Annotated in this window: 18 protein-coding genes; 11 read left to right on the top strand and 7 right to left on the bottom strand. The window is 33.2% G+C overall.

What is annotated here, in order from left to right:
- Positions 1 to 20: 20 nt before the first annotated feature.
- From DW761_RS06655 to DW761_RS06680, 6 genes are read right to left on the bottom strand one after another with little or no spacing between them, the layout of a single operon-like run.
- The gene (locus tag DW761_RS06655) at positions 21 to 1,439 is read right to left on the bottom strand and encodes a glycoside hydrolase family 1 protein (RefSeq protein WP_117516971.1); all 1,419 of its coding nucleotides are present in this window, start codon (positions 1,437 to 1,439) and stop codon (positions 21 to 23) included.
- Positions 1,440 to 1,498: 59 nt separating this feature from the next.
- Positions 1,499 to 2,860: a PTS cellobiose transporter subunit IIC gene (celB, locus tag DW761_RS06660; RefSeq protein WP_117516973.1), complete on the bottom strand. Its 1,362-nt coding sequence runs from the start codon at positions 2,858 to 2,860 to the stop codon at positions 1,499 to 1,501.
- Between the two features lie 18 nt (positions 2,861 to 2,878).
- The gene (locus tag DW761_RS06665) at positions 2,879 to 3,391 is read right to left on the bottom strand and encodes a hypothetical protein (protein WP_117454359.1); all 513 of its coding nucleotides are present in this window, start codon (positions 3,389 to 3,391) and stop codon (positions 2,879 to 2,881) included.
- A 14-nt stretch (positions 3,392 to 3,405) separates the two neighbouring features.
- Entirely contained in the window at positions 3,406 to 3,726 is a 321-nt protein-coding gene (locus tag DW761_RS06670; protein WP_199483599.1) for a PTS cellobiose transporter subunit IIA, read from the bottom strand.
- Between the two features lie 16 nt (positions 3,727 to 3,742).
- Positions 3,743 to 5,740: a BglG family transcription antiterminator gene (locus DW761_RS06675; protein ID WP_117516975.1), complete on the bottom strand. Its 1,998-nt coding sequence runs from the start codon at positions 5,738 to 5,740 to the stop codon at positions 3,743 to 3,745.
- Between the two features lie 7 nt (positions 5,741 to 5,747).
- Complete coding sequence (locus DW761_RS06680) at positions 5,748 to 6,068, bottom strand: PTS cellobiose transporter subunit IIB (RefSeq protein ID WP_117516977.1); 321 nt, start codon at positions 6,066 to 6,068, stop codon at positions 5,748 to 5,750.
- Positions 6,069 to 6,389: 321 nt separating this feature from the next.
- On the opposite strand from DW761_RS06680, the gene DW761_RS06685 reads away from it, so the two are divergent.
- The gene (locus DW761_RS06685) at positions 6,390 to 6,743 is read left to right on the top strand and encodes a Fic family protein (RefSeq protein WP_117516979.1); all 354 of its coding nucleotides are present in this window, start codon (positions 6,390 to 6,392) and stop codon (positions 6,741 to 6,743) included.
- Positions 6,733 to 6,993 (top strand): Fic family protein, encoded by a 261-nt coding sequence (locus tag DW761_RS06690; RefSeq protein WP_117516981.1) that lies wholly within the window; start codon positions 6,733 to 6,735, stop codon positions 6,991 to 6,993. The genes DW761_RS06685 and DW761_RS06690 overlap by 11 nt, the downstream gene beginning before the upstream one ends.
- A 122-nt stretch (positions 6,994 to 7,115) precedes the next feature.
- Here the strand turns inward: DW761_RS06690 and DW761_RS06695 are convergent, their stop codons facing one another.
- Positions 7,116 to 7,424, bottom strand: a complete 309-nt coding sequence (locus DW761_RS06695; RefSeq protein ID WP_117516983.1) for a hypothetical protein — start codon at positions 7,422 to 7,424, stop codon at positions 7,116 to 7,118.
- A 616-nt stretch (positions 7,425 to 8,040) separates the two neighbouring features.
- On the opposite strand from DW761_RS06695, the gene DW761_RS06700 reads away from it, so the two are divergent.
- The 9 genes from DW761_RS06700 to DW761_RS06740 all read left to right on the top strand — a co-directional run bounded on the left by DW761_RS06700 (position 8,041) and on the right by DW761_RS06740 (position 16,748).
- Complete coding sequence (locus DW761_RS06700; protein ID WP_117516985.1) at positions 8,041 to 8,484, top strand: NUDIX hydrolase; 444 nt, start codon at positions 8,041 to 8,043, stop codon at positions 8,482 to 8,484.
- A 95-nt stretch (positions 8,485 to 8,579) separates the two neighbouring features.
- A complete protein-coding gene (locus DW761_RS06705) occupies positions 8,580 to 10,025 on the top strand; it encodes a murein hydrolase activator EnvC family protein (protein ID WP_117516987.1) in 1,446 nt (481 codons plus the stop codon).
- Between the two features lie 208 nt (positions 10,026 to 10,233).
- On the top strand, positions 10,234 to 11,877 hold the full coding sequence (locus DW761_RS06710; protein WP_117516989.1) for a putative manganese-dependent inorganic diphosphatase: 1,644 nt from the start codon (positions 10,234 to 10,236) through the stop codon (positions 11,875 to 11,877).
- A 95-nt stretch (positions 11,878 to 11,972) separates the two neighbouring features.
- Positions 11,973 to 12,446 carry a hypothetical protein gene (locus DW761_RS06715; protein WP_117516991.1) on the top strand — a complete coding sequence of 158 codons (474 nt, stop codon included), beginning with the start codon at positions 11,973 to 11,975 and terminating at the stop codon, positions 12,444 to 12,446.
- A gap of 190 nt (positions 12,447 to 12,636) precedes the next feature.
- The gene (locus DW761_RS06720; protein WP_233513045.1) at positions 12,637 to 12,993 is read left to right on the top strand and encodes a GntR family transcriptional regulator; all 357 of its coding nucleotides are present in this window, start codon (positions 12,637 to 12,639) and stop codon (positions 12,991 to 12,993) included.
- A gap of 23 nt (positions 12,994 to 13,016) precedes the next feature.
- A complete protein-coding gene (locus tag DW761_RS06725; RefSeq protein WP_117516993.1) occupies positions 13,017 to 13,727 on the top strand; it encodes a hypothetical protein in 711 nt (236 codons plus the stop codon).
- The gene (locus DW761_RS06730; protein ID WP_117516995.1) at positions 13,724 to 14,950 is read left to right on the top strand and encodes a hypothetical protein; all 1,227 of its coding nucleotides are present in this window, start codon (positions 13,724 to 13,726) and stop codon (positions 14,948 to 14,950) included. Before DW761_RS06725 ends, DW761_RS06730 begins: the two co-directional genes overlap by 4 nt.
- Before the next feature lie 20 nt (positions 14,951 to 14,970).
- Positions 14,971 to 15,630: a hypothetical protein gene (locus tag DW761_RS06735; RefSeq protein ID WP_117516997.1), complete on the top strand. Its 660-nt coding sequence runs from the start codon at positions 14,971 to 14,973 to the stop codon at positions 15,628 to 15,630.
- Complete coding sequence (locus DW761_RS06740) at positions 15,630 to 16,748, top strand: hypothetical protein (protein ID WP_147323312.1); 1,119 nt, start codon at positions 15,630 to 15,632, stop codon at positions 16,746 to 16,748. Before DW761_RS06735 ends, DW761_RS06740 begins: the two co-directional genes overlap by 1 nt.
- The last annotated feature ends 15 nt before the right edge of the window (positions 16,749 to 16,763 follow it).

Raw genomic sequence — 16,763 nt, forward strand, 5'->3', positions numbered from 1 at the left:
GCAGATTGGCATTTTATAAACTAATCACTTAAATCAGAACCATTGCTGGCGATAACTTTCTTATACCAGTAGAAAGAATCTTTACGATAACGATCTAATGTTTTTAAATCAAATTCATCACGATCAACATAGATGAAACCATAACGTTTCACCATACCTTCGTGTGTAGAAATTAAATCTAATGCAGACCATGGACAATAACCTAACATTTCACAGCCATCAGTAATTGCTAACTGTACTTGTTCAATGTGATCTCTTAAATATTTGATACGATAAGAATCATGTACTTTGCCATCTTCTGTTAATTTATCATAAGCACCTAGACCATTTTCTGTAACGATCATAGGCAGACGATAGCGGGAATACATTTCACGAATCGTTGCACGGAAGCCCATAGGATCAATTTCCCATCCGAATTCTGTTTTTGGAAGATTTGGATTACGGAAGGCGCGATATAGTCCAGCGATACCCTGCGCATTTTGCTGATCGGCATGTACATCACTGATTTCTGTGCCATCACTAGCAGCGACTGTTGCCGTGTTATAGTAATTAAAACCAATAAAATCTGGGTGTCCACTCTTTAGTGCTTCTTCATCACCTGGCATAAATTCTGGACATGCATCATGTTCTTCTAAATAAGCCCAAACCAGATTATTATATACACCATATACAGACATATCCAGATACAACCAGTTTCTTAAGGCATTAAAGTTTTGGGCAGCCTGTACATCTTCTGGTTTACAGCTTGCTGGATAGACAAGTGAAATATTTGGCGCAGGTCCGATTTTCGCATCTGGCAATAATTCATGACATAATGCCATTGCTTTTGCCTGTGCCACTAACATGTGATGATTCTGTTGATAGATTTCTTTTAGCTCATTTGTACATCCTTCCGGAATATGAAGTGTTCCAATCACAGGACCTGATAATGTTAAAACGTTTTGTTCATTGATGGTTAACCAGTATTTTACGCGATCGCCATAATTTTCAAATAAGATTCTCGCAAAATTCACGAACCAATCCACGGATTCACGATTTGACCAAGAGCCACGTTCGTCAAGTTTCGCAGGCATATCAAAATGAAACATTGTAATAATTGGCTGGATGTTATGAGATAAACATTCATTAATCAGGTTATTATAGAATTCTATTCCTTTTGGATTCACATCACCTGTACCTTCTGGAAGAATTCTTGACCATGAGATAGAGAAACGATAAGCTTTAAATCCCATTTCAGCCATTAAAGCGATATCTTCTTTATAACGATGGTAATGATCAGCACATACGGTTAAATCGGATGTGCCTTCTGGTACTTGTTTGATATCCTGACAAGATGGACCCTTGCCATCAATCAGATTGGCACCTTCTACCTGATAGGCAGAAGTGCTGGCACCCCACAGAAAGGTTTGCGGAAATGGTTTTAAGTTTTTATGTAACATACAATTTTCTCCTTTATTTTACTTTGATAGGAGGATATATGCTATCCTCCTGATATTATTTATTCAGCACTTATTTGTCCCTGTTCTTCTTTATATAGCTTCTTATCATAAGCTTTGAAGAATGGGAAGTAAATGATGGTAGCGACTGTAATACAAACTAAGGCAAGAATGACTGCTTTGAAATCACCAGCCGTACCTAAGAATGCGCCGATACCAACAGGTGTTGGCCAAGGTACCTGTGCAATCATTGGAGCGACAAGTCCTGTATCGATTGCGAAGAATGCAATCAAAGAACTAACGATTGGCGCAAGGATAAATGGAATCAATAAACTTGGGTTATAAATCATTGGTGTACCAAAGATGATTGGTTCGTTGATATTGAAGAATGCAGGTACAATAGAAGCTCTTCCTAATACTTTTAACTGTTCAGATTTTGCCATAAATACCATGAAGATAACCAGTCCAAGAGTTGCGCCTGAACCACCGATCGTAACATAACAGTTATTGAATTCACCAGCATATGCATAAATCTGTCCGCTGCCAGATTGTACAGCATCGAAGTTGTGTGCCATATTTGCTAAAACGATAGGATTTGTGAAAGAAGTGATGATAGTAGCACCATGGATACCAACACACCATAATGCACCAATTAAGAAGTAAATGATAATCATACCATACCAGGTATTTGTGACATTGGTTACGAAACTAAATGGAATCTGAATGATTTTATAAATATCATAGCCAGTTAATACCAATAATGCATTGATGATTAATACCACAAATGCAACAACGAAAGCTGGAATCAATGCGGTAAATGATTTACTAACACCAGCAGGTACAGCTTCTGGCATACGAATTGTCCAGTTCTTTTTCACACATAAAGAATACAACCATACAGCTAAGGCTGCCATCAGGATACCGGTAAAGATACCTTCTGTACCTAAACGTGTAGCGAAGTCACCTAAACGGATACCATTGAATACATGTTCAGAATCTGTGATACTTTGTACAAGCTTCATCATACCACCATCAATGGTAAGCTCAGGAATTGTGAATAAGAATGCCATTAAACTTAACATTGCACCATTTAAAGGGTCAAGATTTAAATCGTTTTCTTTTGCTTTGATCTTAGTTAATTCATACCCCATGATGATACAGAAATATATCGCAAGCACACCCATGGTAAAGTGATTTGCTATCATATATAAATCGTTAAATTTCACAAAGGAAGCATCCCAGATTCCTTGTAAAACAGGGAATGCCTGTGGTATAACACTTAATACTAAGAACATAGATCCAACAATGGTAAATGGTATAGATGCCATACCAGCTGCCATGATGGCACGTACAAACTGGAACGTTGATAATTTACCCATTGGTCCCATCAGATATTTCTTTAAAAAATCAAATACTTTTGACATAATGTTTTCTCCTTTTTACTATAGATGCAGTTTTAATGCTTTTTCATACTGCATTATTCGTTGATATTGTTTATCTTCATTACGCTCGATTTTATCTAATCGTTTGATACAGCTAAATGCCATGATACCACCAATCAATAAAATCGTAGATGCAATGATACGTGAAGTCATGATGTCACTTAAAAAAGGAAATAAATCATGAAACATCCCTGTCCACATCAAAATCCCCGCTACAATATTTACTCCCAGTTGTGTACGGAAATAGATGGTACTCCATTTCATATCGATATTTGTTTCCCCATAGGAACGAATTACATCAAAACATGGTTTCACTGCCAATAACAACATTGTACAGGGAAGCGCCATAATCCATTGCCCCTGTGTGTACAGCGCCCAGTAGAAATTAGAGAATACAAAGACAGCCAGAAAGTAGCGTACCATGAGGTAGCGGTTAAAATACATATTCTTTAAGCTGCTTAATTTCTTTTGTGTTTCTATGGATGTTTGATTTACCTTTTTATTTTTTGACATCGTTCTCACCTTTCTTATACTCGTTTATATAAATGTTCCATTTCCTTAGCGACTTCCAGCAAGGTCATGGTTGTCATCAGATGATCTTGAGCATGCACCATGATGATCTGTATTTCAATGGTAGTGCCACGGCTGAATTCCTGTAATAAATCTGTTTGTGCCTGATGGGCTAAGACCAATTCTTTATCTGCTTCTTCCAGTTTTTCTTCTGCTTCTGCAAACTTACCTTCTCGCATACAAGCCAAGGCTTCATGAATACTAGTACGTGCAGAACCACTGTGTAATATGATATTAAAAGCAACCAGCTGTGATTGGGATTCCTCCATTACTGCCATGATATCCCTCCTTTTCTTACATAAGATTTAAAAATATTTTTCTGAATTCTTCAAATTTTGGACATTCCAGAAGTTCTTTTTGTACCTCTGGCATATCAATCAATCGAATAATTGCTTTGGTCATAGTTTTTACTCCTTGATTTCCTAGATAGGATGGAGAAAGTAAAAATACAATTTTGATATTGGGTACATCTTTACTCCATGCTACACCATCTGGCACTAAGCCAACAGCAATAGAGGCAATACGTCCTACTGGTATTGCAGGATGTGGTACTGCAATGGTTTCACTGAATATAATAGAACCCATGTTTTCTCTTAATTTGATTTGATCCAGCATATGTTTGGTATAGCTTTCTTTTTCCTGATAGCTCAAACGTTTGATTAATGTGGATACAATGCTTTCAAATGTGATATCGCCTTGAAATACTTGAAAATATTCTTTATGAATATAGGTATCAAAGACTTCTTTTTTCTCTTTGATAGAAAGTTCTTTACCATAACTTTCTTCGATATGTTTTCTTTTAGATAATGTATCATCAATAAACTTGCGAATTGCAGCTTTATCCTGATCACTTAAGAATACGGATACATGTAAAAATGGTATGCCAAAGATTACTGAATCCAGATTGACAGATGAAATAATCAAATCAATTCCTTGTAAAGCTTTTTCGTTCATCTCAAAATAGCCCATTTCTGTAACGACATGGATATGTTCACTAAATTCTTTTTCAATCCTGCATTTTAATAGTTGCGCACTACCATAACCAGTTGAACAAATGACTAATACCTGAAGCTTATTTCTTTCTTGTAAACGCTCGATTGCAGCCATGAAATGTAATGTCAAATACGCCCATTCATCATCCGATACTTCACATCCTTCAAGACATGGCATCGTAGAAAGATACATTTTGGTATCATCAAAAACATCCCTGTGTTCAGACATGATTTCATTTAATAATGGATTTTTTAAAACAATTCCCTGATGTACACGAATCAACATTGGACGAAGGTGTTCCATCAAACAATTTTTCAACAACATATCATCTGTCAGAAAGATTCCCAATTCTTCTTCCATTTGATTAAGTATTGTATCTAATTGTTGTTCCACCTTTTCCATGACAACATTTGGTTCATGTAGCGGATGATTGTTTTTTGCGCCAAGATGTAAGGTAAGATATGCAATTTCTTCTTCTGGAAACTGAATCTTAAAATCGTCTTCTAGGCGGTGAATAATATTTGTGGCAGTATGATATTCAATGCTGTTTATAAACTCTGTATCTAGTGTGAATGTATTTAATTGTAATCCTTTTTCTATTCTTTTGATGCTTAATGTTAAATGCATTAATACATTCTGAATCATCACATCAGATAACTTAATATGATTTTTTCGGCATTCATCTAGTATGACTAAAATGAAGCTTTCCGTTGGAATATCATCAAAATAATTCGTGTGATCCATATATTCCTGAATGGAATTAAATCGTGATCCTTTAAAGAAATAATTCATAATAAAACAGCGTTTATCGTTTTCTTCTCCCTGTATCCATGTACCATAATTTGGTTTACTGACAATACTCAACCCATAAGGCTCCAGCATCTTCTTAATGACATTCATATCCTTTGTAAGAGTAGAACGTGAGATATAAAGGGTATCCGCAAGCATCTCTAAAAAGACGTGTTCATCTTCGATGAGCATTTTGTTTAAGATATAGTTTTGTCGATCTAAAGATGTTTCCAGTTCTGCCTTCTTTTCATTTTCACCAACATGCTGTATTTGATGTTTATTCAGAAACATTTCAAATTGCATGGGGCGTATCATTTGAAGCTTGTAGCCATAGCCCTGCTTGGCGATGATTTCAGCACCATTTTCTTTTACAATGGATTCCAGGTTATGAATATATGTGCGCACCGTTCGTTCAGATAGAGATAAGATTTCAGATAGCTCTTTGCTTGTCGTGAAATGATCCTGATTTTCAAAAAGCTGTAACAGTAGATTTTGTTCTTTTTCTTTCACGAGGTCACTATTCAGGCATTTCTTTCAAGACAAATTCAGCTAAATTCTTCACTCCTGAAGGAATTGGCACATATGCTTGTGGTGGAATAGGAACAACTTTTTTTCCTACTTTCTCACCAGTTGCCTGGAATTTTTTTAGATACATCTTTGTCTGTGGACTGATTAAGAATAAATCGAAATCGCTTGTTTCAATCATCTTTTGACCTTCTGTCACACTGACAGCATCCATTTCATAATCTTTGTTGTTTGTTTTAAACCAGTCTGTAGTTTTTGCGGCCATCATACTAGATGACATACCAGCAGCACAAATAATTAAAGCCTTTTTCATGTTTTGACACACCTTTCTTTTTCATTTAGGTAGATACGATCGTTATCTTTGTCCCCCCATAGGTTGTATACTGAAATGAAACGAAGTGTTATCCTCCTCTCCTTGTTTCCTCTTGCATTATAGCATCAAAGCGCTTTCAGTAGCTTGTTATGATTTACCGTAGCATTCCGGCAATTAAGGAAAAAAGTTTGCCGATATGCCGTTTTGGTTTTACATTATATATTTTATAACAGGAAAATGCGTGTGTCATTAGAAAAGAGGGGATTAAGTGAAATATAGTATTGGATAAGGTAAGCATAATATTTTGGTGAATACTGTTTAATGTATCTTGGGGAGATATTTATAGTTTCTCCCCAAGATACCCCCAAGATACCCCCAAGATACCCCCAAGATACCCCCCAAGATACCCCCCAAGATACCCCCAAAGTTGACCCCCAAGTTGAACTGAGAGAAAAAATCATTTCATACTGCAGTGTTCCACATAGTAAAAAAGAAATAGCTGCATATTGTGGCTTTAAAGATATAAAAAGTTTTGCTATTAATCATTTAAAACCATTGGTAAATCAAGGTATTTTGTTAATGACTATATCTGATAAACCAAATAGTAGTAATCAAAAATATATTGCAACACAATATAAAGAAGATGAGGGATATATAAAAAAATATGAAGAATGACACCCAACTCCGCCCCCAAGTCAACCCCCAAGTCAACCCCCAAGTTGAGTTGAGAGAAAAAATTATTTCATATTGCAGAGTTCCACATAGTAGAAAAGAAATAGCTGCATATTGTGGCTTTAAGGACGCAAAAAATTTTGCTTCTAAGCATTTAAATGCTTTGATTAAACAGGGGATTTTAGAAATGACAATTCCAGATAAACCAAGAAGCAGTAAGCAAAAATATATTTTAGTACTGAAAAAGGACTAAGTTTATATAACGATGATGAAATAAAATACGATAGGTGTAATCGTATTGATTATAAAAAAATCACGATATGAGAAGATTATTCTATCGTGATTTTTTATATGATATATCAGCTGGCATTTCATTTACATTCGAAATTGTCTTTTCAAAAGAATGCTGCTGATCATAAAAAACAACTGCATGGACAAGGCTGAAATCGTTGTATTGAACTGTACGGTATGTGTAATTTGTATAGCGATAACATACAGCAAAAATGCGATAATCGTGAATGGCACCATATATGTAAGATACTCTTTGAAAGTATAACGATCATGGTCAATTTGATAATATAAATAAAAGAAAGAAGCGAGCATGTAGTAGGCGCTTATGTATTCAAAATGAAAGAAAATTCCGCAGAGAAAAACGATTGTTATAATGATGATATACGTTAACATATGAATCACCTTCTTATACTTCTATTATAATATATGAGTTTGAATAAGCAATGCTTATTTATCAAATAAAAAAATCACACTTATGATAAGCATGATTTTTTGATAAGTTATTTCATCTTGTACGAATATAATTCAATTGATAATTTGGTGAGTTTAAATATTGAATGGTATAATCAATGATTTCATTATCTGTAGAATAGGTGGTATACATAAAGTAAGATAATAATTTCAAAAGTTTGTATAAAATAGAGAAACTAATCAAATTATTTTAAAAGTTTGTATAAAATGGGAAAACTATTGGAAAAAAGTGATGAAGAAATGTTTCAATCTGTTTTCTAAATAGTGAAAAGTTAATTTTTGATTATTTGATTGTGAATTTTCATAGTTTATGTTTTTTACTATATCCTTCATATGTATCATATTTATATTATTAAATGGATGTATAAGATTATACGATCATATATAAAATATCCTATCTTAAAGACGATATACATAAGTTTATTTTTATATCTTTAATTTTCATTCGCATAATATTTCAAAACTGTTCATATTTCGTAATATAAACTTAAGAAAGAGGCACTTCACAAGTGTTAAACTAATAGCCGGGTGATGTGATATGAGAAATACAGTTGGATGTTTTGCGGTGATAGAAGATGAAAAACACGATATTTTACTTGTGAAAAGAAAAGATTTTCCTTTGTGGGATTTACCAGGAGGGCGTCAGGCAAAGGGGGAAACATTGGAAGAATGTGTTTTGCGTGAAGTTAAGGAAGAAACTGGATGTGATGTAGAAATTGACTATTTGATTGGTGAATTTTTACGACCCTCCATGAATGATAAACAATACGTTTATGCATGTCGAATTGTAGGTGGCACACCAATACATGATGGCGTAGAAGCAAGGAAATTGAAATATTGTAATCCAACATTTCTACCCGTGTTCATGGTTGCAAACCGTAAGAAACAGATACAATCTTATCGTCGTGGGTGTATCCGTATTGAAAAGACCCTGCATGATAAGCATGTATTTTCCTGTCTACAAAGGATGTTGAATTTATAAGGTAAAGGACTACAGAAATTGTAGTCTTTTTATATTTTTTCTTAGTGATATAATAAAGAAGAAAAGAAATACATAAATTAGAAAGGAGTGTTTTGATGAAGAAAAAGTTTTTTTGTGTTATGACAGGATTAAGTTTGTTTGTATGTTTGGGTACATCACATATATATGCTTATGATTTTGCTGGAAATGAAGATGAATGGTTAAGTAAATGTTCTATTTCCCAGGAAACACAGGAAGAGGCACAAGCTTGTAAAGCGTTTAAAAAATATTACCAGGGATTGCAATCCGATGTAGAAAATGAAATTGGTAAATTAGAAAATCAGAGTGCAAAAGTTGTAGATAATATTGATGAATTAGAAAAACTGGTAAATCAACAAAGTGATATCATAAAAGATTTAGATAAGCAAGTCGCAGCAAATGAAGCGACAATTTCAAAGATTGCTGGTCAGATTGTGAAACTTGATAAAGATATCGCAATAAAAGAAAAGAATATTGAGGAACGAGATAAGCTGATCAAAAGCAGAATGGTAAATGATCAGGTACATGTTGGAACGAATGAAAATATTGAAATATTAATGGGCGCAAAGGATTTAATGGATTTGATTCGTAAGGTAGAAGGACTTCAAAAGATCACGGATAATGATCAGATTGAGATTCAAAAAATTCAGAAAGAAAAAGAGGAATTAAATTTAGATAAGAACGAAAAACAACGTTTGAAACAGAATGAAGAAGATGCGAAAGTTGAAAATGAAAAGAATAAGAAAAGTCAGGAAAAATTAAAAGCAAGTCGTGAGAAACTGTTAAATCAATATCGTAAACAGGAAGCGGATTTATATGAAAAAGTACGTAATGTGAAGGCGGATGCATCAGTTTTACAGAATAATATGATACATATTAATACATCTGTAGCACAGAAAATTGATTATAATAAAGAAAATTCCACGAATAGTGGAAGTGGTGGAACAATTCATCATACAAGCAATGGCTTGATGAGTCCAATTAATGGGGGCTTATCTGCCGGTACCTGGTATTATCCTGCAAGCTTTGGCGGCGGTGTACATTTAGGCGTTGATTTTGGCGTTGGTGTAGGTTCAGCCATTGTGGCACCTGCGGATGGAATCATCTTGTTTGCCGCAAACCCTTATGGAACATACGATGGGTATCTGAATCATATGATTGGCTGGCCATTAGGTGGAGCGAATACGATTATGTTCCTTACACAGGTTAATGGCACAACTTATGCTGTTAGTTTTGCACATATGGCACATGAAGATTTTATGGTTCATGCAGGACAAGAGGTTAAACAAGGACAGCTGCTTGGCAGAACAGGGGCAAGTGGAAATGTAAGTGGTCCACATGCGCATGTGGAGTTGTTTAATCTTGGGAAAATGAGTGTAGCGGATGCAATTAATTATTTTAATACTTCCGGCGCAGATTTCTCATGGGGCTGTGGATGGAGCGGTGATCGTGGTCTAGCCAATGTATGTTCAGTAAGTGGAAGGACACCTTGTAGAGAACGTCCAGAAGATTATTGGTTTTAAGATTAGTGGGATTGATGTCAATTCAATCCTTTTTATAATGAATCATGCTTGTGTGATCATAGTAAAATTATCAAAATATGGAAGTTCATTTGATATGAAATGGAGGATATCTTTCATTCATGACAAATTTGAAAAACTTCTTAGTAATATGAATTGCTTTTTTTATCATCTTCGCTATAATTAAAACGTACTAAAAGGGGTAGATGCCATGAAAAAAAATAAAACTGTCTATATAACTGGACATCGCCATCCAGATACAGATTCAATTGTTTCTGCGATTGCTTATGCACAGTTTAAAGAACGCAAAGGCGTTCATGCAATTCCATGTCGTTTAGGAGATATCAATGCGGAAACACAATATTTATTAGATCGATTCCATATTGAAAAACCAATGCTGTTTGAAGATGCCAGAGCTACACTTGATGAAATAGAAATTGATGATCCATTAACGATTTCGCCAACAACGACCATCAAAGAAGCATTAGAGCTTATGACATCCGAGAATAAGCAGTCATTTGGTGTTGTGAACACACAAGGGAAATTGATGGGTATGGTTACTCGTTCTGATGTCGCAACCATTGGTTTGGGCGATACCGCATTGTCTATTAAATTATTGAAAGAAACGCCGACAGAATATATTGCGAAAACAATTAATGGTTCTGTGATATATGATGATCCTAAGCGTCATTTTAATGGAAAAGTCAGTATCATTGCGATTGCGGAAACACGCCTTCGTAATTATGAATTAAAAGATCGTATGGTAATTGTAGGAAATGATCAGGATGCACAGATTACTGCCATTGCGAAAGGCGCAGGAATGTTAGTGGTTGTGTGGACAGAAGAAATTGCCGATGAAGTATTAGAAATGGCAAAACAGTTCCATTGTCCAATTGTTCGATCAGGGCATGGAACAATGAATACAACACGTTATCTGTTCTTTGCACCACCTGTGAAACTGATTATGAAAACGGATCTTGTCAGCTTCAATATCAACGAATTTGTGGATGAAGTTGGAAAGAAAATGTTGAAATCAAGATATCGCAGTTATCCAGTCGTAGATGATGACAACAAGCTTTGCGGTTATGTTTCTCGTTATCATATCCTGAATCAGCACAATAAGCAGGTAATCTTAGTTGACCATAATGAATATTCCCAATCTGTAAAAAGTATTGAGAAAGCTGATTTATTAGAGGTCATTGATCATCATCGTGTTAGTGATATTGCGACAAACCGTCCTATTTTCTTCCGTAATGAAATTATTGGAAGTACAGCTGCCATTATTACTTCTATGTATATGGAAAATCAGATGAGTATTCCAAAAGAAACAGCTGGTCTGCTACTAGGGGCTATCATTTCAGATACATTGAAATTTAAATCGCCAACCACAACAGAAAAAGATATGGGAATGGCAAAAGTTCTGGCAGATATCGCAGAACTTGATATTGATGTATTTGCGAAAGAAATCTTTAAAGTCAGCAGCAACATTTCCAATAAATCAATGGATGAGCTATTAAATCAGGATATCAAACGCTTTGAAATTGACGGGAAAGCTGTGGCTATCGCTCAGATTATTGCTTATCAGGTATCTGAAGCAAGAGAAATAGAAACAGAATTAAAAGCAGCCATGCATGATTTTGTGAATGCGAAAGCATTAGATTTATTAGTTGTGGCATTTACAAGTATCCTTGAAAATGGTTCTATCTTCTATGCATCCGGAGAACTTGAAAAAACAGTTGTGGAAGCATTCCCTGATAAAGATGGGGAAACGCATAGTTTCCAAGAAGATATCTTATCTAGAAAAAATCAGATTGTGCCATTGTTATCAAGAGCCATCATTAATTCTATTGGATAGTAAAAAAGCTGTGAAAACAGCTTTTTTTGTTTATAGAAAAATATATAATTTAGGAATATAATTAACATGCAGATTATATTATATAGGAGGTTATTATGAAAATTAAATTAGTATATAAAAACTTCAAGGAATTAATACCATTTTCTAAACTCTTTTTTGATTCTTGCTTACCGTTTCTTAAGGTTGTAAAAATCTTATGTTTTATTTATCTAATATTTCATATATTATTTTCTTCATATTTCAGTAGAGTCATGAAAGATTCTAATTTCATTTTTATATTTGTGTGTTTGATCATAATAGTCATGGCACATTATTTATATGCAATTGTTTCATTTAAAAAATACAATGATAAAAGCGCTATCATAAATTTAAACGAAAATAATATTGATTTACAAAGCAAAGGAATATTAGAAATTAATAGAAAAAAATCAATTGTTATAAATGAACATGAGCTTGTACTCGTATTAAATGTGAAAAAGTCTTTTTTAAACATTGGGTTATATATCACAGATCAATGTTGTAATGAAGAAGATTTACGTCAGATTATAACTTATGTAAAAAATGGATAATAAATGTTATATTAGATTTAATTCTTTAATGAAAACTTTAAGAACTTTTCATTATGATTTATCCAAAACATACGCATCTCATGCAAGAAAAAATATAAAAATCTTTTATTTTTATAATTTTATTGACAGTTAAGTGTATTAGTGCCATAATACAGTTGAAGGAGGTGGTATGATGATATCCTTTCACTCAATGGAACTACATAAGAAGGAGCCAGTGTATATTCAGATATGTCGTTACATGAAACAGCGCATCCTGATGAATGAAATTAAAGATCATGAGGAATTACCAAGTCGTCGAGAACTTGCTACACAGTTATCCATCAATCCAAATACTGTTCAAAAAGCCTATAAAATGCTAGAAGAAGAAGGTATTATTCGTACCATCAGCAATGTAAAAAGCGTGATTGTGGTCAATGATGAAATTATAAACCAGATACGAAATGAATTTGTAGAATCAGATATTAAAGAGTTTATACAAAACTGTAAAAATAGTGGAATGAACTTCCAACAAGTGATCGCATTACTGACAAAGTATTGGGAAGATTAATTTTTTTGTATATGAGGTGTATTATGGATGTAATACAGAAAGGGGAAATTATGAAAGAAACGTTTAAATATATGGAAAATACTTGTGATCAAAGTGTCAAGCATTTATGTATTATCTATATCATTTTATTTATTGTGCAATGCACTCTAGGATTAATGAATCCTGATTCAGATGCTTTGGTTTATTATTTTCTGATGGCTATTGGATTTATAGCTGTAAATCGTATCCATGTACATCGTCTGAATAGTTTAATCAAAGATGGCGCAATCAATCGTATACGGTTAATTCCTATGAATCGAAAATCTTTCTTACACAGTGAATTACTTTTTACTGGTGTATCCTATGCGTTATTGATTGTTGTACAACAGCTGGTAATATCAGTTTTATATCTTCCTATCAAAGATCATATTTACTTCCAGGGGAATACATTCTGGTTTTATTTGTTAGATCATCAAGCAGCATTCTTCTTTATGCCATTTTCTTTAACACACTTGGTGATGATGATCATTGTTGTATGTATCATAACGATTGTATTTACATTTCTTCATGTTTCAATCGCCTTGGATAGTAAAAACTGTGGTATTTCTGTTATCTTATTATTTATTCTTGTCATTGTTACTTTTATGGAATATTTGTTTGGAAGCTTTATCTTAATGCTTATTTATATGATGATAGGGTTTATCGCTTATCAATTATTGAAATCAGCCTTTGGCGTAAGGAGGCAATCAAAATGAAAAAAGTAAGAGTGTTTATGATTGTTTCAGTTGTATTGATTTTAATGAGTACAATTACATTTGCGATACTTTATCATCAACCTGATTTGGAATATCAAACAATTCATGGGGATGTATCTGCTTTACAGAATATTAAAGTGAATATGAAAATTAATACACAAAGATATGAAAATTCATCACATGCGAGTCTTACATTTGAAAAGGGAAATATGCATACCAATATTGATAAAAAAAGCAATATAAAGATGATGAAAGATCTCAGTTTTGATGATTCTGTAAGTGTATATATAGATTACAAAAACGCAAAAGCCAATAGTGAATGGAAGAAACAAGATAAATATAAAAACAGAACAGTTTCACAAGCAGACATGGTTTATACAATCTTTTTACCTACTGGATTGGCTGTTTATAATAATCAAAATTATCATCCTATGAACATAACCATCAATCCTGAACTTACAATGTATTCCAATGATGATTATGAAATCATAGAAGAATTATATGATGAAAGTACAAATTCTATTTATAGGCTTCAGGACTTACATGATCAAAATAATATATATGCTTATTCAAATAACGATACTAATCTTATCGTACAAGATCAGGATGATTACTACTTTGTGCCATATCGTGATGCGTATACCAAAGGAACCAGTCATATTTATCGTATTTATATACAAGATGAAAAAGCGTATTATGAAGAACTAGCGAGCCTGCCTGAACATCAAAAGGAATTAAAACTTTACACATACAATCATAAGCTATATATGATTGTGAAAAAGCAAGGTGATTATTATTTTCAAAAGTATGATGAAAAAGGAAACTTCCTTAAGGAAGTAAAATTATCTGACAAGAGGATTAATTATATATTTATCCATAATCATATCATCAGTATTATGGATGAAGATAATTGTTATATTGTGGATATGGATACAATGAAGATCTTAGATCAATGTAGTCTAGAAACGGTTGAAAAATCAGATAATAATAAAAATGTAAGATTTAGATATGAAGATATCTTATATAAAGATAACACATTCTATTTTGTGGCAAAAATATATGGCTATGTGGAAGAAACGAATGTATCCTATACAAATATGGAAATCATCGCAATAAAAGGAAATAAAGAATTATATAGAGGACTTATGAAGCTAGAGAGTAAAACAGATTCACAAGTATATACAAACCATTCTTATGTGGATGTATCTGCAAATTTAGAATAAAAAGAAAGGAGGGCACCCATATGAAACAAACATTCCAATTAATTGAACAAACATGTGCAAAATCACTAAAACCATTATGTATCACTTATATAATAGGATTCATATTAGGAACATTCCTTTTGGATATGGATGAATTTCTATGGACGATACTTATCGTGATAATGCTCGCAGTCATTTTGATCATACACGATAAACGAATGAAAAGCATTGTGGCAGATGGGGCATATCAAAGAATGAGAATATTACCAATCAAGCGTTATAGCTTGTTATGGAGTGAATTAATATTTGTGTCATCATCATTATTCATGTTGATTGTGACCTGTTATTTATCATGGATTTGTTCTATGTGGATTTTTGAATCAGCATATTCTGTAAATGCCTTATTCTTTACTGTGATAAATAGTCCTTTGCTTTCTGTATTGGCGCCTATTCAAATACAGGGATTTCTAGCAATGCTAATCGTTTTAAACATGCTGGCAATGCTTATCGTATTTTATACATTTTGCTCACATGCCTGGTCTAAAACTGGGATTGCGTTATTAAATTTGGGAATGGGTATCATCGCAGTGTTGTGTGTTCTTCAGTTTCAAAACTGGGTAATGATTATGATGTGTTTCTTGTTTATATGTATGAATTATTACTTCTTGGCAAAATGGCTAAGAGTTAGGAGGAATGCATGATGAAAAAAACAAAATACTTTATCATTTCATCCATTGTATTATTGTTGCTGGGATATGCTTCTTTACAATATGTATACACGCATGCAGACTTTAAAATTCATACGATGAGTGGGAATCCAGATGTATTAAATGATATTACAATGAAGGTTACTTTCAATACACCTAAAGCAATAGATGTTCTTTATAAGAATCAAGAAGTGACTTATCAAATTGTAAATTATAACGATCATGAGGAAATCCTTTACGCAGACCAAGAACCAGTTTATGATGATAAAAATAATGATGGATGGAAAGAAGTCAAGGATGATACCTTTGCTTGTTCAGAGGATGATTGTAAATTATATCGAAGAGATATAGATGAAGTAAATATAAACTACCGAATTTCAGGAAGCGGTTCTTCATTTCATTCATTTATTTTAGAAACAGGTTTAAAGGATGTATCAAAAAAAGGATATCAAATCTATCAAGAAAAAACGATCATAAACAACGATACAACAAATTTATCAATCATACGTCCAAATGCATATGAACACTTCACATTCACATTAAAGAAAATAAAAGACCATGAATATTATTTTATCCCAAATAACTCAGGTAATGTCAGTGGAGATGTTTATTTATATAAAGTGATGACGAAGGATGATAAGCTGATTGCAGAAAAAGTTGCGAAGCTGGATGATCAATATGAATATATGAACTATTATGTTATGAACCAACAATTGTTTGTGTTAGCATCTGAAAAGAAAACCAAAGAAATGTATATGCTGTCATTTGATGAAAATAGCGCTATTAATCAAAAAACAAAGCTTCCAACCAAGAATATTTATAGTATTAATAATCAGCTCATAGATCATTACATCGTTTTAAATGATGATACAACATATTATGCATTTGATTGTAAAGCCATGAAAGTTGTAGATGAATGTAAGGTTATAAATCGACAAAATCTGATAAAAACAGCATATCAAAATGGCAGATTTTATGCAATCAATTTAACAAGTAAGGTACTTGATATTAAAGTCTATGAACATGATAAAGAAGTCTATCATGGAGTAATACAAGCAATCAATGATATGTCCAAAGGAGGACTTCATGACATTGAGTTTCTAGATTCATAAATAAAAAAAGGAGGG

This window comes from Absiella sp. AM29-15 (assembly GCF_003434225.1).
GTDB lineage: Bacteria > Bacillota_I > Bacilli_A > Erysipelotrichales > Erysipelotrichaceae > Hoskinsella > Hoskinsella hominis.